The 20,589-nt window shown below is 71.4% G+C and carries 18 protein-coding genes; 14 read left to right on the forward strand and 4 right to left on the reverse strand.

Going from position 1 to position 20,589, the window contains the following annotated elements; all coding sequences use genetic code 11:
- Position 1 precedes the first annotated feature (1 nt).
- A complete protein-coding gene (locus tag ACTOQ1_RS36690) occupies positions 2-1,054 on the forward strand; it encodes a hypothetical protein (RefSeq protein ID WP_440072574.1) in 1,053 nt (350 codons plus the stop codon).
- Positions 1,055-1,141: 87 nt separating this feature from the next.
- Here the strand turns inward: ACTOQ1_RS36690 and ACTOQ1_RS36695 are convergent, their stop codons facing one another.
- Positions 1,142-2,413, reverse strand: coding sequence for a D-alanyl-D-alanine carboxypeptidase family protein (locus tag ACTOQ1_RS36695; protein ID WP_440072575.1), 1,272 nt, complete (start codon positions 2,411-2,413; stop codon positions 1,142-1,144).
- An 87-nt stretch (positions 2,414-2,500) separates the two neighbouring features.
- Here ACTOQ1_RS36695 and ACTOQ1_RS36700 point away from each other — a divergent pair, with 87 nt between their 5' ends.
- On the forward strand, positions 2,501-2,719 hold the full coding sequence (locus ACTOQ1_RS36700) for an SCO4848 family membrane protein (RefSeq protein ID WP_362678763.1): 219 nt from the start codon (positions 2,501-2,503) through the stop codon (positions 2,717-2,719).
- Here the strand turns inward: ACTOQ1_RS36700 and ACTOQ1_RS36705 are convergent.
- On the reverse strand, positions 2,678-4,120 hold the full coding sequence (locus ACTOQ1_RS36705; protein ID WP_440072576.1) for a peptide ligase PGM1-related protein: 1,443 nt from the start codon (positions 4,118-4,120) through the stop codon (positions 2,678-2,680). The genes ACTOQ1_RS36700 and ACTOQ1_RS36705 overlap by 42 nt on opposite strands.
- Before the next feature lie 536 nt (positions 4,121-4,656).
- Between ACTOQ1_RS36705 and ACTOQ1_RS36710 the strand changes: the two genes are divergently transcribed.
- The 7 genes from ACTOQ1_RS36710 to ACTOQ1_RS36740 all read left to right on the forward strand — a co-directional run bounded on the left by ACTOQ1_RS36710 (position 4,657) and on the right by ACTOQ1_RS36740 (position 13,193).
- Positions 4,657-5,898, forward strand: a complete 1,242-nt coding sequence (locus ACTOQ1_RS36710; protein ID WP_440072577.1) for a M20 family metallopeptidase — start codon at positions 4,657-4,659, stop codon at positions 5,896-5,898.
- 300 nt (positions 5,899-6,198) lie between these two features.
- Positions 6,199-7,278 carry a BMP family lipoprotein gene (locus ACTOQ1_RS36715; protein WP_440072578.1) on the forward strand — a complete coding sequence of 360 codons (1,080 nt, stop codon included), beginning with the start codon at positions 6,199-6,201 and terminating at the stop codon, positions 7,276-7,278.
- A 100-nt stretch (positions 7,279-7,378) separates the two neighbouring features.
- On the forward strand, positions 7,379-8,902 hold the full coding sequence (locus ACTOQ1_RS36720) for an ABC transporter ATP-binding protein (protein ID WP_440072639.1): 1,524 nt from the start codon (positions 7,379-7,381) through the stop codon (positions 8,900-8,902).
- A 79-nt stretch (positions 8,903-8,981) separates the two neighbouring features.
- Entirely contained in the window at positions 8,982-10,130 is a 1,149-nt protein-coding gene (locus ACTOQ1_RS36725) for an ABC transporter permease (RefSeq protein WP_440072579.1), read from the forward strand.
- Positions 10,127-11,407 (forward strand): ABC transporter permease, encoded by a 1,281-nt coding sequence (locus ACTOQ1_RS36730; RefSeq protein WP_440072580.1) that lies wholly within the window; start codon positions 10,127-10,129, stop codon positions 11,405-11,407. Before ACTOQ1_RS36725 ends, ACTOQ1_RS36730 begins: the two co-directional genes overlap by 4 nt.
- Positions 11,408-11,502: 95 nt before the next feature.
- The gene (locus ACTOQ1_RS36735; RefSeq protein WP_362849937.1) at positions 11,503-11,910 is read left to right on the forward strand and encodes a cytidine deaminase; all 408 of its coding nucleotides are present in this window, start codon (positions 11,503-11,505) and stop codon (positions 11,908-11,910) included.
- A gap of 2 nt (positions 11,911-11,912) precedes the next feature.
- Positions 11,913-13,193 carry a thymidine phosphorylase gene (locus ACTOQ1_RS36740; protein WP_440072581.1) on the forward strand — a complete coding sequence of 427 codons (1,281 nt, stop codon included), beginning with the start codon at positions 11,913-11,915 and terminating at the stop codon, positions 13,191-13,193.
- Positions 13,194-13,261: 68 nt separating this feature from the next.
- Here the strand turns inward: ACTOQ1_RS36740 and ACTOQ1_RS36745 are convergent, their stop codons facing one another.
- A complete protein-coding gene (locus tag ACTOQ1_RS36745) occupies positions 13,262-13,699 on the reverse strand; it encodes a MarR family winged helix-turn-helix transcriptional regulator (RefSeq protein WP_440072582.1) in 438 nt (145 codons plus the stop codon).
- Between the two features lie 87 nt (positions 13,700-13,786).
- Between ACTOQ1_RS36745 and ACTOQ1_RS36750 the strand changes: the two genes are divergently transcribed.
- The 5 genes from ACTOQ1_RS36750 (at position 13,787) to ACTOQ1_RS36770 (ending at position 18,729) form a co-directional block, all read left to right on the forward strand.
- Positions 13,787-15,322, forward strand: a complete 1,536-nt coding sequence (locus ACTOQ1_RS36750) for an MFS transporter (RefSeq protein ID WP_440072583.1) — start codon at positions 13,787-13,789, stop codon at positions 15,320-15,322.
- Positions 15,323-15,581: 259 nt separating this feature from the next.
- The gene (locus ACTOQ1_RS36755) at positions 15,582-16,193 is read left to right on the forward strand and encodes an AMIN-like domain-containing (lipo)protein (protein WP_440072584.1); all 612 of its coding nucleotides are present in this window, start codon (positions 15,582-15,584) and stop codon (positions 16,191-16,193) included.
- A gap of 120 nt (positions 16,194-16,313) precedes the next feature.
- Positions 16,314-16,670, forward strand: coding sequence for a cupin domain-containing protein (locus tag ACTOQ1_RS36760; protein WP_440072585.1), 357 nt, complete (start codon positions 16,314-16,316; stop codon positions 16,668-16,670).
- A gap of 203 nt (positions 16,671-16,873) precedes the next feature.
- Entirely contained in the window at positions 16,874-17,953 is a 1,080-nt protein-coding gene (locus tag ACTOQ1_RS36765; RefSeq protein ID WP_440072586.1) for an adenosine deaminase, read from the forward strand.
- A gap of 32 nt (positions 17,954-17,985) precedes the next feature.
- Positions 17,986-18,729 carry a PH domain-containing protein gene (locus ACTOQ1_RS36770; protein ID WP_440072587.1) on the forward strand — a complete coding sequence of 248 codons (744 nt, stop codon included), beginning with the start codon at positions 17,986-17,988 and terminating at the stop codon, positions 18,727-18,729.
- Positions 18,730-18,882: 153 nt separating this feature from the next.
- On the opposite strand, the gene ACTOQ1_RS36775 is transcribed toward ACTOQ1_RS36770, so the two are convergent.
- Positions 18,883-20,526 (reverse strand): phospho-sugar mutase, encoded by a 1,644-nt coding sequence (locus ACTOQ1_RS36775; RefSeq protein WP_440072588.1) that lies wholly within the window; start codon positions 20,524-20,526, stop codon positions 18,883-18,885.
- Between the last annotated feature and the right edge of the window lie 63 nt (positions 20,527-20,589).

A 20,589-nucleotide genomic window follows, 5' to 3' on the forward strand; every position in this document is an offset into this window, starting at 1 on the left:
GATGAGCCTGCTGGAGGAGCGCTACCGCCACTGGCTGCGCCTGCTGCCCGCCTCCTACCGCGCAGAGCGGGAGGAGGAGATGGTCTCCGTGTTCCTGGAGGGCTCGCCGGGCGTCTCCGACGCCGACGGGCCCCGGCCTCGCTGGTCGGAGATCGCCAGCGTCGTCGCGCTGGCGGTCCGGGTCCGTCTCGGGGGAGCGGGGCACACGGCGCCGAGGTTCCTCGCGTGGGGGGAGACGGTCCGCCTGGCGGCCCTGCTGGGGGTGGGCCTGCAGGCGTTCCTCGGAGCCCTGGCCGTCACGAGCACCCTGCGCGCGTACGGGGTGATCGGCGAGGCCGCGCCCCTGCTCGCCCAGGCGGCCGGGCCCCCGGGATCGCCCGAGCGGCTCGCGGCCATCCTGGGAGGCCTCGCGGGCGCCCTCTGGTTCGCCCCGCTCGCGGCGCTCCTCGCCGGGCGTCCGCGCGCCGCCAGGGCGCTCGCGCTCCTCGCGCTCGTGCCGGAGCTGCCGGGCCTGGTCCAGGTGCTCCTGACCGCATTCCCCGGGCCCGCGCCGGTCGGCCTGCTGCCGCCCCTGGTCACGGTGCTGGCCCTGTGGACCGGTTTCCACCGGGACGCGCGGCCCGTGCGCCGGCCGCTGTGGCTCCTGCTGCCTCCCCTCGCCGCCGGTGCCGCTCTCGTCGCGCTGTACGAGGCGGTCGCGTCTCCCACGACCGCCGCCTGGATATGGCCGTGGCTGGACGATCCCGGCCTGGCGAGCGCGCTCATCCTGGGTGCGGGCGTCGCGTACGCCTGCGTGCACGTGTACGCGCCCGCGCGGCGCACCCCGTCGTGGCCGCTGGCCCTGGCGATCCTGGCGCTGCCGGTGCTGTGCGTCCGTCTGGCCGGGCTGAACCACGGCGCCGACCTCGCCGACGAGACGAGCCGGATCATCACACTCGGCATGTTCGGCCAGGCGGCTCTGCTCCTGGCCTTCGCCGCCTGGAGCGCCGTCCTGGGGGTCAGGACACTCCCGGCCGCACCGGCCAGGAGCCGCGGGGGACCGGCCGGGGGGTGACCGGGCCGCCGGGGGCGGGGGAGCCGTCGCGGCGGGGCGTCCACCCGGCCCGGGACGGGCGCCCCGGGCGCGGCGAGGGCGCCCGGATCACCGCTCCCGGCGGGAGCGCCCGCGCAGGCCGTACGCCAGCCAGGTCAGGCCGCCGAGCAGGGCGGCGCCGAGGGCGTAGTAGCCGATCGGGACGCCCTCGTCGGCGGGCCTGGCGGCCGCGGCCGGGTCCTGCGCGGAGACGGGGGCCGGGGCGGCGGGGGTCGCCGAGGCGGCGGGCCCGGTGGGCAGCGGGGCGGGCTCGGGGACCGGGTCGACCAGCTTTCCGACCGGGAGGACCTTGCCGCGGTTGGCGAAGCCCCAGTCGAGCAGGTCGGCGACCTCCTCCCAGAAGTAGCCGTCGTGACGCATGATCGACACGATGACGGTGTGGCCGTTGCGCTTGGCCGCGCCGACGAAGCTGCCCAGGGCCTTGGACGTCCAGCCGTTCTTGACGCCGATCATGCCCTTGTAGCGCCAGAGCAGCTTGTTGTGGTTGCCGATCTCGTAGTAGCCCTTGGGAGCCGGGAATTTGTCAGTCTTTGTGCTGATATATCGCCGAAAATCGGCGTTGGCCAGGCCGGCGCGGGCGATCAGCGCCAGGTCGTAGGCCGAGCTGCTCTGACCCGGCTTGTCCAGCCCGCTCGGGGTCTTGGCCACCGTGTCGAACGCCTGCAGGCGCTTGGCCTCGGCGTTCATGTCCGCCAGGGTCGTGGCCAGCCCGCCGTTGGCCTCGGCCAGCGCCATCGCGCAGTCGTTGCCCGAGACGAGCATCAGCGCCTTGAACAGGTCCTCGACGGTGTAGAGGGGCTTGGGGACCAGGCCGACCGCGCTGCCCTCCTCGTTCACGGCGCGCCTGCTCGGCGTGATCTTCCGGTCCTTGTCCAGCTTCGGGATCAGGGTGAGGGCGGTCAGCGCCTTCAGCGTGCTCGCGGGAAGGTAGCGCCCGTGGGCGTCCTTGGCGGCCAGCACCTCGCCGCTCTCGGCGTCGGCGATCACGTACGCCTTCGCGGCCGTCTTGGGAGGGGCCTTCACACCCGCGGGGACGACGAGGCCCCGCCCCCCGAGCCGGGTGCCGCCGACCGGCTCCCGCTCGCGGCGCGTGCGCGGGCCCGCCGCGGAACCGGCATCCGTGCGCGCGTCCGCCGGACCGGCACCGGTGCGCGAATCCGGTATACCGGCCCTCGTACCCGCGTCCAGCGGACCGGCGCCCGCGCGCAGGTCGAGCCCACCGTGCGCGGGCACGTTCGCGACCCGGGCCTGTGCGGGCGCGCCGAGAAGGGCGGTCGCCGCGAGCAGCACCCCGACGGGCGCGACATGTTTGATCCCCATGATGATCTCAGGGTAGCTTCGTACCGGTTCGCATGGAGTTACAGGTGCCCTGACCAGGTAAGAGCCACTCGGCGGAATACTGACATCATGCAAATAACGCGAAAGACGGCCGTTTTTCTGATCGGCCTTGCCGCTTTCATGATCTTCGAATGGATCACCCTTGGCTTCAACCTCGCGGACGGTCATCCGACGGCCTTCTACGTGGTCCACGGAATCCTGATCGCCGTCAACCTCGTGCTGGCGGCCGTGCTCGGCGTGATCGGCCTACGCTGTCTGGCGCAGCGTGGCCAGCGTCCTCCGGTGTAGCTCGGCGGCCTCCTCCGCGGAGTCGCCGATGCTGGTGAAGCCGAGCTTGCCGTACTTCGGGATCCCGCCCAGCATGTGCAGCACGTTCCCGGTGCGGCGCTCGCGGTCGAAGCCGAGGCCCTCGTCGTGGACCAGCTTGACCACCTCCCCGGGAGTGCGGCCCCGCAGGGCGGGCGCGGCGCAGTTGTCCGTCGCCACGTAGTACTTCGGCCGGCCCGCGTGCACGAGCGTGCCGGTCCCCGGGTCGTACGACGCGCCGGTGGTCAGGACCGCGGCGCCGAACGGGTGGGTGGTGCCGCCGATGCGCAGGTTGATCTCGCACATCAGCGTGCGGTAGCCGCCGTCGGTCTTGACGGCGAAGAAGTCGATGCCGAACAGTCCCACCACGCCGCGGCCCGCGAGGATCCTGGCGATCCGCTCCGCGTGCGCGCCCAGCTCGGCCCGGTACTCCTGCCGGGCGGGGAAGGTGCAGCCCTGGTAGACGTCGCCGTTGGGGCCGCCGAGGATCTGCTCGTGGGTGGCGACCACGTCGTACACGCCGCCGGGGGTGATCCGTGCCAGCGCGCTGGGGGAGTACAGGGGCCGGTCCTCGATGAACTCCTCGATCACCGCTCCCCGCTCGGCGACCTTCTCGGCGAACGTCGTCCAGTTCTCGCCGGACGCGGAGAAGCTCGTGGGGCAGGAGACGAGCGGCCGGTCGTCCTTGGTCACGATGGCGTTGCCGAGTCCCGAGTAGCTGTTGTTGAGCTTGACCATCAGCTTGCTCGTGGGGCCCATCGCGCGGGCGGCGTGCTCCACCTCGATCAGCGAGCGCAGGTCGCCGAAGCCCCTGACCAGCGGCACCCCGGCCTCGTCGCCGATCGTGCGTCCGCCGCTCTTGGAACCCAGGTGGGCCAGGGAGGTGGCGGGGCCGTACACCGGCAGGGAGAGGATCCCGGCGAGGCGCTCCTCGTACTCGCTCACCACGAACGGCACCATCCAGGCGGCCCTGCCGTTGCCGCCGTTGCCGCCGTTGCCGCCGTTGCCGCCGTCCCCGGCGGTGGCGTCGCCCTCCCGGTGGCCGCCGAGGGCGGCGCGGATGCGCGCGATCGCGTCCGGGCGGCGCAGGAGCGCCTCGGTGAGCGGGTGCGTGTCGGGATCATCCAAACTGATCATTTGCAGGCGCGTGCGGGCCTCGTCGGGATCGTCGAGGAAGCCCAGGTAGTAGTCCACGACCGCACTGTCCACCGGCGTCGAGGTGAGGTAGACGACCTCGACTTTCGGCTTCCTCAGGGTGAGGAGGAGAAACAGCAGACGCTCCTCGTAGCAGAGGGGACCGGTGATCCTGCGCAGCTCATCCTGGGGAAGCGACAACGAGGGGAGGACCACCAGGGTGCCCTCGTCCGGTTCAAATATGCTCAAACGCGACTGCCTCTCCCCGAATGGGATGTTAGTGATCATGTGAGGAGTGAAACACGCATTCCTCCCGTTTGCATCACTCCGCCGGGTTCGATGACCGGCACCTGAGGTCACGTAAATTGCCAGGTCGGCGACGTTTGGAAATGGCCCGGGGGCTACCGCCTACCGGATCGTCCGCCCCCCTACCTAACCATCGTCTCATAGTCAATTTGGGCTATCTTTCCTGGTCCTCCCGGGTCGGAAGATGTACGAGTGGGGCATGGGGTGACAAAACATTTGGCCTGGATGTCGGCGAGCTGCTCGGAGGGAGAGATAAAGTCGTTGTCATCGCCAACGCGACGGCTCCGCCGGGTCACCGGCCTGCCGTTTTCGCGTCGGCGACCGACCAGCCCGCGCTGACGCGGCCCGTGAGACCCCACTCCGGCCCGTCGGTGCGGCGATCGCTTTTTTTCGAGACTGCCTCATGGGTTTCGAGATCCTGGGCAGTGGCACGGTGCGTCGAGGATCCAGGCCCGCCGGCGCGGATGGGACGGTGAGCAATGCGGGGGCGTAATTTGCGGGGAGAACTCGACACGTTCCTCGCCGGTCGCGAGCAGGAACTGATCAATTTCCGTCGAGACCTGCACATGCATCCCGAGCTCGCGTTCGCCGAATACCGCACGACGCAGCGTGTCGCCGAGCGCCTGACCGCCGCGGGGCTGGTCCCCTCGGTGCTGCCGCGCGGCACCGGCCTGCTCTGTGACGTCGGCAGCGGCGACGGCCCGACCGTGGCGCTGCGGGCCGACATCGACGCGCTGCCCGTGCCGGACGAGAAGGACGTCTCCTACAGCTCGACGGTCCCCGGCGTGTGCCACGCCTGCGGCCACGACGTGCACACCGCGATCCTGCTCGGCACCTCGCTCTTCCTCGCCCAGCAGGCCGAGGCCGGTCTGCTGCCCGGCCGGGTCCGGCTGATCTTCCAGCCCGCCGAGGAGCTTCCCGGCGGCGCGCTGGAGGTGATGGCCTCGGGCGGCATCAGCGGCGTCGACCGCATCTTCGGCCTGCACTGCGACCCGCGGCTGGACGTCGGCAAGGTCGGCCTCAAGGCCGGTCCCATCACCTCGGCCTGCGACAGGGTCACGATCAGGGTGAGCGGTCCCGGTGGGCACACCGCCCGGCCGCACCTCACCGCCGACCTCGTCTTCGCGCTCGCCAAGATCCTCACCGAGCTGCCCGCCGCGCTCTCGCGCCGGATCGACCCCCGCTCCTCGCTCAGCCTGGTCTGGGGCCGGGTCGAGGCGGGCTCGGTGGCCAACGCCATCCCGGACGACGGCGTCGCCGAGGGCACCGTGCGCTGCCTGGACGAGGCGGCCTGGCACGCTGCCCCCGACATGATCAAGTCGCTCCTGGAGTCGGTCGCCGGCGCGTACGGCGTCGAGGCCGAGATGGAGTACGTGCGCGGCGTGCCGCCGGTGGTCAACGACAAGGTCAGCGTGCAGATGCTGGCCGAGGCCGCGGAGGGCGTGCTCGGCGAGGGCGCTCCGGTGCCGACGGAGCAGAGCCTGGGCGGCGAGGACTTCGGCTGGTACCTGGAGTCCATTCCCGGCGCGTTCGCCAGGCTCGGCACCCGCGAGCCGGGGTCGACGCACCTGGCCGACATCCACCAGGGCACTTTCGACGTGGACGAGACCGCCATCGGCGCCGGGGTGCGTTTCCTGGCGGCGACCGCGCTGACGGCCCTGTGGGAGGGGCAGCGTCCCCTCGCGGGCGAGCCGCTCATGGCCCTGAACGCCGACAACTAGTGAGTCCTGACATCTAGTCAGCCGAAAAGTCCGGACATATCCTGAGGAACCGGTCGATGATCCCCGAAGGCGATCGTCGACCGCCGGACAGGAGTGCCGACGCCAGGCCGTGGCGGCCATCCAGTGCTACCGGCGGGTAGTCCCGCGCCGCCTCCCGGGTCACAAGGTGGCGTGAGCTGGATAACGGACCTGTTGCGGACTTGTGTGCTGGTTTGGTCAACCCTGATGGACCAACTATCTTCCGTGCAGGGTTGCCGTGCGTCTCTTCGCGCGTGCACTGAAACGCGAAGGGAGTCCATCTTGCTTCAGAACCGATTCGGCAAGCTGGCCGCGACCGCACTGGCGGGCAGCATGCTCATGGGAGCTGCCGCGTGTGGTGGAAGCGAGGAACCGGCCACGTCGGCTCAGCCGAGCGGGGCCGCCAGCAGTGCGGCGCCGGCCGCGACGGGACCGAAGGTCGGTCTCGCGTACGACATCGGCGGGCGTGGCGACCAGTCGTTCAACGACTCCGCGGCGGCGGGCATCGACAAGGCCAAGGCCGAGCTGGGCCTGGCCGAGGTCAGCGAGCTGGAGGCCGGTAACGGCGAGACCGAGGCGGCCAAGGAGGAGCGGCTGCGCCTGCTCGCCGACGGCGGCTTCAACCCGATCATCGCCGTGGGCTTCGCGTACTCCAACCCGGTCAAGAAGGTCGCGACCGAGTTCCCCGACGTCAAGTTCGCGATCGTCGACGACGCGGCCGCCGCCGCCCCCAACATCTCGAACCTGCTGTTCGCCGAGCACGAGGGTTCCTTCCTGGTCGGCGCCGCCGCGGCGCTGAAGAGCAAGAAGAACCACGTGGGCTTCGTCGGCGGCGTCCAGGTGCCGCTGATCAACAAGTTCGAGGCCGGATTCGCCGCGGGCGCCAAGGCGGTCAAGTCCGACGTGAAGATCGAGGTCAAGTACCTCACCCAGCCGCCGGACTTCACCGGCTTCAGCGACCCGGCCAAGGGCAAGACCGCGGCCGAGGGCATGTTCGACGCGGGTGCCGACGTGGTCTACCAGGCCGCGGGCGGCTCCGGTGGCGGCGTGTTCGAGGCGGCCAAGGCAGCCAAGGGCCTGGCCATCGGCGTCGACTCCGACCAGGCGAAGACCGCCGCTCCCGAGCTGCAGAGCGTCATCGCGACCTCGATGCTCAAGAAGGTCGACGTCGCCGTCTTCGACTTCCTGAAGAGCTTCACCACCAACTCCGTGAAGTCGGGCAGCACGATCTACGACCTCAAGGCCAATGGTGTCGACTACTCCACCACCGGTGGCCAGGTCGACGACATCAAGGCCAAGCTCGACGAGTACAAGCAGAAGATCATCTCCGGCGAGATCACCGTTCCGGACAAGACCTCCTGACCTGGTACTAATGAGGGGCCCGGTGGACATTTCCCCCGGGCCCTTTGTCCTCTCTGACCACCACGTTCCGTATCGGGGCATCCGTACGGAGGAGGCCGTCATCAGCACCTCGGCACCGGCCGTCGAGCTCGAGGGAATCACCAAACGATTCCCCGGCGTCGTCGCCAACCGCGACATCTCCCTATCCGTACGGCAGGGGCACGTGCACGCCGTCGTCGGCGAGAACGGCGCGGGCAAGTCCACCCTCATGAAGATCCTGTACGGCATGCAGCGCCCGGACGAGGGGCGGATCCGCGTCAACGGCCAGGACGTGAGCTTCCGCTCCCCCGGGGAGGCGATCGCCGTGGGCATCGGCATGGTCCACCAGCACTTCATGCTGGCCGACAACCTGACCGTGCTGGAGAACGTGATCCTCGGCAGCGAGCCCCGCAAGGGCGGGATCGCCCTCGACTTCGGCGCCGCGCGGAAGAGGATCCGGGAGATCTCCGACTCCTACGGCCTCGGCATCGACCCCGACGTCACCGTCGAGGACCTGGGCGTCGGGGCCCGCCAGCGGGTGGAGATCCTCAAGGTCCTCTACCGGGGCGCCCGGATCCTCATCCTGGACGAGCCGACCGCCGTACTCGTGCCGCAGGAGGTCGACGAGCTCTTCGCCAACCTGCGGGAGCTGGTCCGCGAGGGACTGACGATCATCTTCATCTCACACAAGCTGGACGAGGTGCTCTCGGTCGCCGACGCCATCACCGTCATCCGGCGCGGCACGACCGTGGCCAGCGTGAATCCCAAGGACGTGACCGCCAGGCAGCTGGCCGAGCTGATGGTCGGCAGCGAGCTGCCCAGCCCGGAGACCCGCGAGTCCACCGTCACCGACGTGGTGGCGCTGTCGGTGCGCGGCCTGAGCGTCCACTCGGCCGAGGACCGCTGCGTCGTGGACGGCGTCACCTTCGACATCCGCAAGGGCGAGGTGCTCGGCATCGCCGGGGTCGAGGGCAACGGCCAGGCCGAGCTGGTCGAGGCCATCATGGGCATGCGCGCGGCCGAGGGCGAGATCCGCCTCGGCGAGCACGACATCTCCGCCTGGACGACGCTGCGCCGCCGCGAGGCCGGCATCGGCTACATCCCCGAGGACCGTCACCGGCACGGCCTGCTGCTGGAGGCCCCGCTCTGGGAGAACCGGATCCTCGGCCACCAGACCCGGCGGCCCAACGTCAGGGGCCCCTGGATCGACCGCGCGGGAGCGCGCGAGGACACCCGGCGCATCGTCGAGGAGTACGACGTGCGGACCCCGGGCATCGACGTGGACGCCTCGGCTCTGTCCGGCGGCAACCAGCAGAAACTGATCGTCGGCCGGGAGATGAGCGGGGAGCCGGTCTTCCTGATCGCGTCTCACCCGACGCGCGGCGTCGACGTGGGCGCCCAGGCCGCGATCTGGGACCACCTGCGCGCGGCGCGCGCCGCGGGCCTGGCGGTCCTGCTGATCTCGGCCGACCTCGACGAGCTCATCGGCCTGTCGGACACCCTGAAGGTGATCCTGCGCGGCCGGATCGTCGCCGAGGTGGATCCCAAGGACGTGACACCCGAGCAGCTCGGTTCGGCCATGACGGGTGCTGGAGAGGCGGCATGAACACCCACGTAGCGCACACGCCCCCGGGGACGCGCGGCATGAACACCCCCGTAGCGCACACGCCCACCGGGACGCGCGGATGAGCCGGGAAAAGTCCACCTTCGCCGACCGGCTGCTCGGAAGGGTCTCGCCGGCGGGGCTGCTCTCGCTCGCCGCCCCGCTCGTCGCCATCGTGTTCGCGGCGCTGATCACCATGGTCATCCTGTCGATCACCGGTGCCCCGCCGCTCGACACGCTGGTCATCATGGGCGAGTACGGCGTCCGGCCGCGCTCGATCGTGCTCACCCTGAACGCCGCGACGACCTACTACCTGTCCGCGCTCGCGGTGGCGATCGGGTTCAGGATGAACCTCTTCAACATCGGCGTCGACGGCCAGTACCGCCTGGCGGCGCTCACCGCCGCGGCCGTCGGCGGCGCGGTCACCCTGCCCGCCCCGCTGCACGTCGCGCTGATCATCTTCGTCGCCGTGCTGGTCGGCGCCGGATGGGCGGCGATCGCCGGGCTGCTCAAGGTGCGGCGCGGGGTGAGCGAGGTCATCTCCACGATCATGCTGAACGCCATCGCCACCGCGCTCGGTGCCTGGCTGCTCAACAAGGAGCGTCTCGCGGTCGAGGTCGCGGGCAGCAACAACATCGGCACCAAGCCGATCGGCCCCTCCGGCCAGGTGCCGGGGCTGGAGATCGTCGCCGGCACCCAGACGAAGGTGTTCGGCCTGATCATCCTGTCGGTCGTGATGGGCGTCCTCTACCACGTGGTGATCAACCGGACCCGCTTCGGCTTCGACCTGCGCGCCACCGGCCGCTCGGAGTCGGCCGCGGTGGCCAGCGGCGTCAACGTCAAGCGGATGATTCTCGTCTCGATGATCCTGTCCGGCGCGGTGGCGGGCCTGGTCGGCATGCCGCAGCTGCTCGGCGCCTCCTACAGCTACAGCCTGGACTTCCCCACCGGGCTCGGTTTCACCGGCATCGCGATCGCGCTGCTCGGCCGCAACCACCCGGTCGGCATCGCGTTCGGCGCCCTGCTGTGGGCCTTCCTCGACACCTCCGCGGGCATCCTGCAGATCCAGAAGATCTCCCCGGACATCGTCACCATCATGCAGGGAACGATCGTGCTCTCGGTGATCATCGCCTACGAGCTGGTCCACCGCTACCAGATCTCCGCCGAGCAGCGCCGGGTGAGCCGCCAGCTGGCGGGCACCACCCCGACCAGGGAAGGAACGCCGGCATGAGCCAGGGCGCCCTCACCACGCCGGAGGCTCCCTTCGTGGAGCCGAAGACCCCCGCCCGCAGGTTCAGGGTCACCTGGCGGGTCCTGCTGCTCGCCCTCGGCGCGCTCGTCCTGCTGCTCTCCTTCGCGCGGACCGTCACCGGCGCCGTCGACCTCACCTCAGCGGGCGCGATCAACGCCTCCGTCGCGCTGGCCATCCCCATCGGCCTGGCCGGGCTGGGCGGCCTGTGGGCCGAGCGGGCCGGAGTGGTCAACATCGGCCTCGAAGGCATGATGATCCTGGGCACCTGGTGCGGTGCCTGGGGCGCCATCCAGTTCGGCAACCCGTGGGCGGGCGTCGTCGCGGGCGCGATCGGCGGGGCCCTGGGCGGCCTGCTGCACGCGATCGCCACCGTGACGTTCGGCGTCGACCACATCATCTCCGGTGTCGCGATCAACATCCTGGGCCTGGGCGTCACCCAGTTCCTGTCCAAGGTCACCTTCGCCGAGATGCCGGGCGGCGGCGACTCCCAGTCGCCCCCGGTGCCCAAGCCCGGCGTGGTGAGCGTGCCGTGGATCGGGGACCCGCTCAGGACGCTGGAGGCCAAGCAGTGGTTCCTGCTGTCGGACGTCGCGGGCATCCTGCGCGGCCTGACCACGAACGTCTCGCTGCTGACGATCCTGGCGATCCTGCTCGTCCCGCTCTCGTACTACCTGCTGTGGCGTACGGCGTTCGGCCTGCGCCTGCGCTCCTGCGGGGAGAGCCCGGTGGCCGCGGAGTCGCTGGGCGTCAACGTCTACACCTACAAGTACATCGCGGTGCTCGTCTCCGGCGCCCTGGCGGGCCTGGGCGGCGCGTTCCTGGCGCAGGTGGCCTCCAGCGCCTACCGAGAGGGGCAGACCGGCGGGCGCGGCTTCATCGGCCTCGCCGCGATGATCTTCGGTAACTGGCGGCCGGGAGGGCTGGCCGGGGGCGCCGTGCTGTTCGGCTACACCGACGCGCTCCAGCTGCGCAGGGGTGGCGAGTCGGTGCACGCGCTGCTGCTCGTGGTGACGATCCTGCTCGCCGCGGTCGCCGTCTACCAGCTCGTACGGCAGAACCGGACGCGGGCCGCGCTGATCACCGGGGTCGCGGCGGTCGCCGTGTTCGTGGTGTTCGCGCTGACCGACTCCATCCCCTCGGAGTTCACCTCCGTCACCCCGCACATCACCACGCTGCTGGTGTTGTCGCTGGCGGCGCAGCGGCTCCGCCCGCCGGCCGCCGACGGCGTGCCGTACCGCAGGGGACAGGGTAAGTGACCATCACGCGGCACCTCACGAGCGGATCTGATTCGATGGGCACCGAGACGGGCAATGAGACGGGCGCCGAAGCGGGTGCCGAGACGGGTGGTGAGATGAGCACCGGGACGGGCATCGACTGGGCGGCGCTGAAGGCCGAGGCCGTGCGGGCCATGGGCCACGCCTACGCCCCCTACTCCAAGTTCCCGGTCGGTGCCGCCGCGCTGGTGGACGACGGGCGGATCGTGTCCGGCTGCAACGTCGAGAACGCCTCCTACGGCATCGGGCTGTGCGCCGAGTGTGGGCTGGTGTCCTCGCTGCAGGCCACCGGCGGCGGCCGTCTCGTCGCGTTCACCTGCGTCGACGGGCACGAGGAGCTCCTCATGCCGTGCGGCAGGTGCCGCCAGCTCCTGTACGAGTTCGGCGGCCCGGAGCTGCTGCTGGAGACCATCGACGGCCCGAAGCCGATGGCGGAGATCCTTCCCTACGCCTTCGGGCCCGACGACCTGAGCCGGGGGGCCTGAGCATGGACGCGATCGACGTCATCGTCACCAAGAGGGACGGCAGGGAGCTGTCGGCGGAGCAGATCGACTGGGTGATCGACGCCTACACCAGGGGTGTCGTCGCCGACGAGCAGATGTCCGCGCTCGCGATGGCGATCCTGCTCAACGGCATGAACCGGCGGGAGATCGCCGAGTGGACCCAGGCCATGATCCGATCCGGGTCCAGGATGGACTGGTCGTCGCTGCCGGGGGCCACCACCGACAAGCACTCCACCGGCGGCGTCGGTGACAAGATCACGCTGCCGCTGGCGCCGCTGGTCGCCGCGTGCGGGGGGTACGTGCCCCAGCTGTCCGGCAGGGGGCTCGGCCACACCGGCGGCACCCTGGACAAGCTGGAGTCCATCCCCGGCTGGCGGGCGTCCCTGTCCAACGACGGGATGCTCGACGTGCTCGGCAAGGCCGGAGCGGTCATCTGCGCGGCCGGCGACGGCCTCGCCCCCGCCGACAAGAAGCTGTACGCGCTCCGCGACGTCACCGGCACCGTCGAGGCGATCCCGCTGATCGCCTCCTCGATCATGTCGAAGAAGATCGCGGAGGGCACCGGCGCGCTCGTCCTGGACGTCAAGGTCGGCTCCGGGGCCTTCATGAAGAACGTGGAGCAGGCCCGCGAGCTGGCCACGACCATGGTCGAGCTCGGCACCGACGCCGGGGTCAACACCGTCGCGCTGCTGACCGCGATGGACCGGCCGCTGGGCCGGGCCGTGGGCAACGCCCTGGAGGTCACCGAGTCGGTCGAGGTGCTCGCCGGAGGCGGGCCCGCCGACGTGGTCGAGCTGACCGTGCGGCTGGCGCGGGAGATGCTCCAGGCGGCGGGCCTGTCCGGGGGCAAGGACCCCGAGCGCGCCCTTGAGGACGGCTCGGCGATGGACGCCTGGCGCCGGATGATCGCCGCTCAGGGCGGCGACCCCGACGCCCTGCTGCCCAGGGCCGCCGAGACGATGGAGATCACCGTGCCCTCGTCCGGCGTGCTGTCCAGGCTCGACGCGTACGGCGTGGGCCTGGCGGCCTGGCGGCTCGGCGCGGGCCGGGAGCGCAAGGAGGACCCGGTGTCGTTCGGGGCGGGCATCGTGCTGCACGCCAAGCCGGGGGACCTGGTCCGCGCGGGGCAGCCGTTGATGACGCTGCACGCCGACGAGACCGCGCGCTTCGAGCGGGCGCTCGCCGCCCTGGAAGGTGCCTACACCGTCGGCGAGGCCGCCGACCCGGACCTGCTGCCCCTGGTGATCGACCGCGTCACCGCCTGACACCGGCGGCCGGAACACTCTCCCGGTCCGTCTCGCGGGCCGGGGCACCTTCCGCTTCGCCTGGCGGACTAGCGGGCCGGGACGCCCTTTTGCTCCGCATGGCGGGCCGGTGGGCTTTGCTCCGCGTGGCGGGCCGGTGAGCCGAAGATCTCGCCGATCACGGCGCGGTGGGTGGGCAGGGCGGTCGAGTGGCGCTCGCGGCCGTCCTCGGTGATGCCGACGAAGATGCCGCGCCGGTCGTCCTCGCAGATGCGGCGGGTCACCAGGCCCGCCTTCTCCAGGCGGGCGATCAGCCGGGAGCAGGCGCTCTGGCTCAGATGGACCGCGTCGGCGATCTCCTGGACCCGGTATTTGCCCTGGCCGCCCTCGACCATCCGCTCCAGGACCTCGAACTCGCTCATGCCGAGCCGGTGCCGTTCGGAGAGCTCGCGTTCCAGCGCGCAGGCGGTCGTGGCGTACTTGGCGAGCGCCTCACGCCACGCTCGGACCGGGTCCTCCTCGTTCATGCCGCGGATCGTACCATGCGTGAACATTAAATGCACAGGCATTAAATGCTTTTGCATTAGATGCGCTTGCATGTATTGTCGGACGACATGACCTCTTCATCGACCTCGACGGCTCCACCCGATCCGTCGGTCGCACCCGTTCCAACCGCTTCACCTGCCGCTTCTGTTCCCCGGGTTCCGCCGGTTCCGCCGGTTTCGCCGCCCGACGAGCGCTGGGGCGCGGGCCTGTGGGCCGCGCTCACCGTGCTCTGCGCCGTGATCTTCCTCGACGCGCTCGACGTCTCGATGGTGGGGGTCGCCCTGCCGTCCATCCAGGCGGACCTGGGACTGTCCACCTCCTCCCTGCAGTGGGTGGTCAGCGGCTACGTGCTCGGCTACGGCGGGCTGCTCCTCCTCGGCGGCCGGACCGCCGACCTGCTCGGGCGTCGCAGGGTATTCCTGGTCGCCCTCGCGGTCTTCGCCGTGGCCTCGCTCCTCGGCGGCCTCGTCAACGACGGCACGCTGCTGATCGCGGCCCGCTTCGTCAAGGGCGTCAGCGCCGCCTTCACCGCGCCCGCCGCGCTCTCCATCATCACCACGACCTTCGCCGAGGGACCTGCCCGCAACAGGGCTCTCAGCGTCTTCACCGCCTCCGGCGCCAGCGGCTTCTCCCTGGGCCTGGTCATCTCCGGATTCCTGACCGAGCTCGGCTGGCGCTGGACGTTCCTCATGCCCGTCCCCGTCGCGATCATCGCGCTGGTCGCGGCCCTGAAGTTCCTCCCCAAGCATCGGGAGGAGCGCGCCGAGGGCGGCCACGACCTCATCGGCGCCGTCACCATCACCGGCTCCATGCTGCTGCTCGTCTACGCCGTGGTGGAGGCGCCCGACGCGGGCTGGGGCTCGCCGCGCACGATCGCCTCGCTGCTGGGAGCCGCCCTGCTGCTGGCCGTCTTCGTCCTCACCGAGCAGCGCGTCAAGCACCCGCTGGTACGCCTCGGCATCCTGCGCTCCGGCCCGATCGTCCGCGCCAACCTGGGACTCGTGATCCTGTTCGGCTCCTACGTCGGCTTCCAGTTCGTCGCCATGCAGTACTTCCAGAACTTCCTGCACTGGTCGGCCCTGGAGACCGCGCTGGCCTTCCTGCCCGCCGGACTCCTGGTGGCGGTGACCTCCACCAGGATGGGCAAGCTGGCCGACCGGTTCGGCACCGCCCGGCTGATCGTGATCGGCTCGGCCGCGCTGGCCGCCGGGTACGCGTTCTTCCTCCGGATCAACGGCGAGCCCAGCCTGGCCACGCTGATCATCCCCGGCATGGTCCTGCTGGGCATCGCGTTCGCCCTGTCCTTCCCCTCGCTGAACATCCAGGCCACCAACGGGGTGGCCGACGACGAGCAGGGCCTGGCCTCGGGGCTGCTCAACACCTCCGGGCAGGTCGGCGGGGCGGTCGTGCTGGCCGTCGTGACGGCCGTCCTCACCTCGGGTACGGGCGCCGACCCGATCGGCGCCTTCCGTGCCGCGATCACGGTCTCGGGGATCCTCGCCGTGGTCGGCCTGCTGATCGCCCTCACCGGCCTCCGTGCCCGCCGCACGTCCGCCGCGGCCGAGGGGGAGAGGGAGAGGGAGAAGGCGCTGGAGACCGTCTAGGTCCGGTGCGCCACTCGCGTCACCGTCCCGCACGGGGACGGGGACGGGGACGCGAGCCCCGCGGGTCGCGAGGAGGCGCCGCCGCCGGATACCGGGGCCCGGCGGCGGCCCTCCTCGCGACCCGCGGCACTCCCCGCCACGACCGGGGTGCTTGACTCTCCCCTCGACAAGGTGTCACGATCCGGCCAGGGCGCATGTGGACGGCCGGGAGGTGAACCTCTCCGGAGACCTGAGCATCTAACGGGGCAGGAGGCTCACCATGAACCGCACCCTCGTTTCCCTCGCGCTCGTCCCCTCGTTCCTGTTCGCGGCCGGCTGTGGCTCGACCACGCAGACCGCGACCCCGTCCCCGGCGGGCCCGGTGACCACGGCCCCGGCCCCGGTGGATCCGGTGACCACACCGCCCCCCACGCCCTCCGCCGTCGCGGCCGGGCTGCTCCCTCCGACGAGCACCAAGGAGATCGAGGTCGACCGCCCCATCGACACCCAGCCGACCGTCACCGGAGCCCGGTTCGGGGAGCACCGGGGGTTCGACCGGGTGGTGATCGACCTCAAGGGCGATCTGCCCGGCTACACCGCGCGGTGGGTGTCCAAGCTCGTCCAGGACGGCTCGGGAGATCCGGTCGACGTCAAGGGCGGCGCCTACCTGCAACTGACGATCACCCCGGCCGTCGCGCACACCGAGGCGGGCAAGTCCACCTGGACGGGCGGCCCGATCTTCCAGGCCAAGCTGGGCAACGTCCAGAACGTGGTCAAGACAGGTGACTTCGAGGGCGTGGTGAGCGTGGGCGTCGTCCTCGACCACAAGGCGCCGTTCCGGGTGCTGGAGCAGAAGAGCCCGAACCGGCTGGTCATCGACATCGCGCACTAGTCACGTGCCGGGGGCGCACCGAGAGCGCCGAGGGCGCTGAGGGCGCACTGGGGGCGCACTGAGGGCGCTGAGGGTGCGCTGAGGGCGCCATCTCCCCGAGACCGGTGACAGACTGGTCCGATGGTACGCAAAATCGACAGTGCGACACGGATTCCCGTGCCCGGTGGCAAGACGATCGACGAATACGTCGGTCTGGCCAACACCGGTGACGCCGGGATCTCGATCGCGCACATGAAGGCCCCGGCGGGGTGGGACGAGCCCGCCCAGACACCGGAGTTCGCCGAGTACACGCTGGTGCTCAAGGGCACCGTCATCGTGGAGCACGACGGAGGCACGACCGAGGTCGGCGCCGGGCAGGTGTTCGTGTGCGAGCCGGGGGAGCGGATCCGCTACAGCTCCGGCCCCGACGGCGCCGAGTACGTCGCCGTCTGCCTGCCCGCCTTCTCCCCGGAGACCGTCAACCGCGACGGCGGGTGACGGGACGACGCGTGACAGGATGACGAGTCACGACCGGCGACGACCGGTGACGGCTCGTCGCACGCCGATCCCGGCGTCTTCGTGCCGGGGTCGGCGCGACGTCCCCCGGGAGGGGACGCCCGCGTAGAACAATCTTGAGGCCGGGCCGTGGCGGCGTCTCCGTGCGGGCCGGCCGGTCAGGCCCCTGACGGTAAGGTTGCGAAATGAGTCAGCTACCCACTTTCGAGCAGATCCGCCTGGCTCCGAAGGTGTTGCTCCACGACCACCTCGACGGTGGCCTGCGGCCGGAGACCATCATCGATCTGGCCCGCGAGTCGGGCTACGACAGGTTGCCCGCGACCGAGACGGAGAGCCTGCGCGCCTGGTTCAGGGAGTCCGCCGACTCGGGCTCGCTGGAACGCTACCTGGAGACCTTCGACCACACGGTCGGCGTCATGCAGACGCGAGAGGCGCTGGTCAGGGTCGCCGCCGAATGCGCGGAGGACCTGGCGGAGGACGGCGTCGTCTACGCCGAGGTGCGTTACGCGCCCGAGCAGCACACCTCCACGGGCCTGAGCCTCGAAGAGGTCATCGAGGCCGTGCAGGAGGGCTTCGCCGCCGGTTCGGAGGGCCGTGGCATCCGGGTGGGCACCCTGCTCACCGCCATGCGCCACCAGGCCAGGTCCATGGAGATCGCCGAACTCGCGGTCCGCTACCGCGACGCCGGGGTGGTCGGGTTCGACATCGCCGGAGCGGAGGCGGGCTACCCTCCCACCCGCCATCTGGACGCCTTCGAATACCTCCAGCGGGAGAACGCCCATTTCACCATCCACGCGGGCGAGGCGTTCGGCCTGCCGTCGATCTGGCAGGCGATCCAGTGGTGCGGCGCCGACCGGCTCGGCCACGGCGTCCGGATCATCGACGACATCTCCGTCCAGAGTGACGGGGAGCCCAAGCTGGGCCGTCTGGCGGCCTACGTCCGCGACAAGCGCATCCCGCTGGAGATGTGCCCGACGTCCAACCTGCAGACCGGCGCGGCGGCCTCCATCGCCGAGCACCCGATCGGCCTGCTGCGCCGCCTGAACTTCCGGGTCACGGTCAACACCGACAACCGGCTGATGAGCGGTACGTCCGTCTCCGAGGAGTTCGCCAAGCTGTCGGAGGCGTTCGGCTACGGCTGGGACGACATGCTGTGGTTCACCGTCAACGCCATGAAGTCCGCGTTCCTGCCGTTCGACGAGCGCCTGTCGCTCATCAACGGCGTCATCAAGCCCGGTTTCGCGCGCCTCAAGTGGCAGGCGTGACCGGGCTCGTACGAGTGAAGTGAGCTTTCCCGATGAAGCAGGTGTTCCGCTCCACCCTCGCGACGGTCGTCGGCTGGGTCTGGATGGCCTTCGCCGCGTTCAACGCGGTCGACCTGATCGCCCGCTACAGCGGGCAGGCGTCGATGGTCGCCGCGGCGGTGCTGGGGGTGCTGACCGCGCTGGTCTTCGTCACCTGCCTGCGCCCGGCGGTCATCCTGTCCGAGGACGGCGTCCGGGTCCGCAACCCGCTGAGGAACGCCTTCGTGCCCTGGCGGGCCGTGGACGAGGTCACGGTCTCCCACTCGATCACGATCATCTCCGGCGGTGGGAGGGTCCGCTGCTGGGTGCCGCAGGCCTCGGCCCGCGAGCGGGCGGCGGCCGCGCGCAGGGGGCGGTCCGCGTCCGCGCCCGTGCCCGCGCGGGGCCGTTTCAGGACCGAGCCGGTCCGCTCGAAGGGCGAGCGGGCCGCCGCCGAGGCGCTGGCGGGAAAGACCCACGCCGACTGGGTGGCCGAGCAGATCACCGAACGCGCGGAGGCCGCCAGGCGCGCGGCCTCGATGGCCGAGGCCTCGAAGGCGGCCGGGGCCTCGACGGCACCGGGAACTCCTGCGGCGACCGGGACTCCGGCGGAGCCCGGGGCCGGGACCACTGCCGGCGTCGAGGCGGGAACCGGCACCGGGACGGGGGCCGGCGCGCTCAAGGTGACCTGGGCGCCGAGCGCCCTGGCGGCCTTCGCGGTCGCGGCCCTGCCGGTGGTCGCCGCCTTCCTCGCCTGATCGTGGCCGGCCGCTGAGGGCGCCCCCCCGCGACCGTGCCGGTGATCGTGGCCGGCCGCCGACCGGGCACCGGACCCCGCTGGCCGTGCCGGTCGCGGGCCGCGCCTACAGCCGGCCGTGCCGCAGGCGCCTTCTCGCGCCGGTCCCGGCTGGTCAGAGGCCGAGCGCCCCGGTGAGGTCGGCCTTCAGGGCGTCGAGATCCCGTACGGCCAGCGCGCGGGCGGCGGAGACCTCGCCGGTCACCGGGACCACGACCTCCAGGTAGCACTTGAGCTTGGGCTCGGTGCCCGAGGGGCGGACGACGACCCGGGCGCCTCCGGCCAGGTGGTAGCGGACGCCGTCGGTGGGCGGCAGCCCGCCCGCGCCGAGGCTCAGGTCGTCGGCCGCCTCGACCTCGCGACCGCCGAGCCGCGCGGGCGGCGTGGCCCGCAGGCGGGCCATGGCCCCGGTGATCAGCGACAGGTCGGCCACCCGGAACGACAGCTGGGACGTGGCGTGCAGGCCGTGACGGCGTGCCAGGTCGTCCAGGAGGTCGAGCAGGCCGCGACCCTCCAGCTTGGCCCGCGCGGCGATCCCGGCCACGGTCAGCGCCGCGCCGATGCCGTCCTTGTCGTGCACGGGCAGCCCGAGGTCGGAGCCGACGCTGTATCCCAGCGCCTCCTCGTACCCGAACAGCAGGCCATCCCCGGCCTTCATGATCCACTTGAAGCCGGTCAGGGTCTCGGCGTAGCGCACCCCGTACCCGGCGGCGATCTTGCCGAGCAGGGACGAGGACACGATGGTGGTCGCCACCAGGCGGCCGTCGCCCGAGGTCTGCCGGATCACGTGTTCGCCCAGCAGGGCGCCCACCTCGTCGCCGGTCAGCATCCGGTAGCCGCCGCCGGGCAGCGGCACGCCCACCGCGCAACGGTCCGCGTCGGGGTCGTTGGCCAGGATCAGATCGGCGCCGACCCGCTCCGCGAGCTCCAGCGCGAGGTCCATCGCGCCGGGCTCCTCCGGGTTGGGGAAGGCGACGGTGGGGAAGTCGGGATCGGGCTCGGCCTGCGCCCCGACGATCGCGGGCGCGTCGAACCCGGCGGCGACGAAGGCCCTGACCAGGGTGTCGCCGCCCACGCCGTGCAGTGGGGTGTACGCCACCCGCAGGTGCCGTGCGCCGCCGATCGGGAGCGCGGTCACCGCCTCCAGGTAGGCGGCCACGATGCCGTCGTCCAGCTCGCTCCAGGCCGGGTCGCCGGGGGAGCCGAGGGGCAGCTCGGAGACCGGACCTGTCGCGTCGATGGCGGCGGAGATCTCCGCGTCCACCGGCGGCACGATCTGGGAGCCGTCGCCCCAGTAGACCTTGTAGCCGTTGTCGCGGGGCGGGTTGTGGCTGGCGGTGACGGTCACGCCCGCGTCGGCGCCGAGGTGGCGGACGGCGAAGGCCAGCACCGGGGTGGGCAGCGGACCGGGGAGGAGCGAGGCGCGCAGCCCGGCCCCGGTGAGCACGGCCGCGGTGTCGCGGGCGAAGGCGTCCGACTTGTGCCGGGCGTCGTAGCCGATCACGACGTGTCTGCCGGGACCGAGAACGCGGGCCAGCCCGGCGGCGGCGCGCATGACCGTCACCCGGTTCATCCGGTTGGGGCCGGCTCCCAGCTCGCCCCTGAGCCCGGCGGTGCCGAACTCCAGCCTGGAGCCGAACCGCTCGCGCAGCGCGTCGCCGTCGCCGCTCTCCAGCAGCTTCTCCAGCTCCGCGCGCGTGTCGGGGTCGGGGTCCTGGGCCAGCCAGGAACGGGCGAGCCCTGCGAGATCGCTGCTCATCGTCACCTCTCGGGGCCGGGGCCCGTCCGCTCGCCGGGCCCGCCTCCTGTTGATCCCTGAAAC

It is taken from the genome of Streptosporangium sp. OZ121 (genome assembly GCF_051918885.1).
GTDB lineage: Bacteria > Actinomycetota > Actinomycetes > Streptosporangiales > Streptosporangiaceae > Streptosporangium.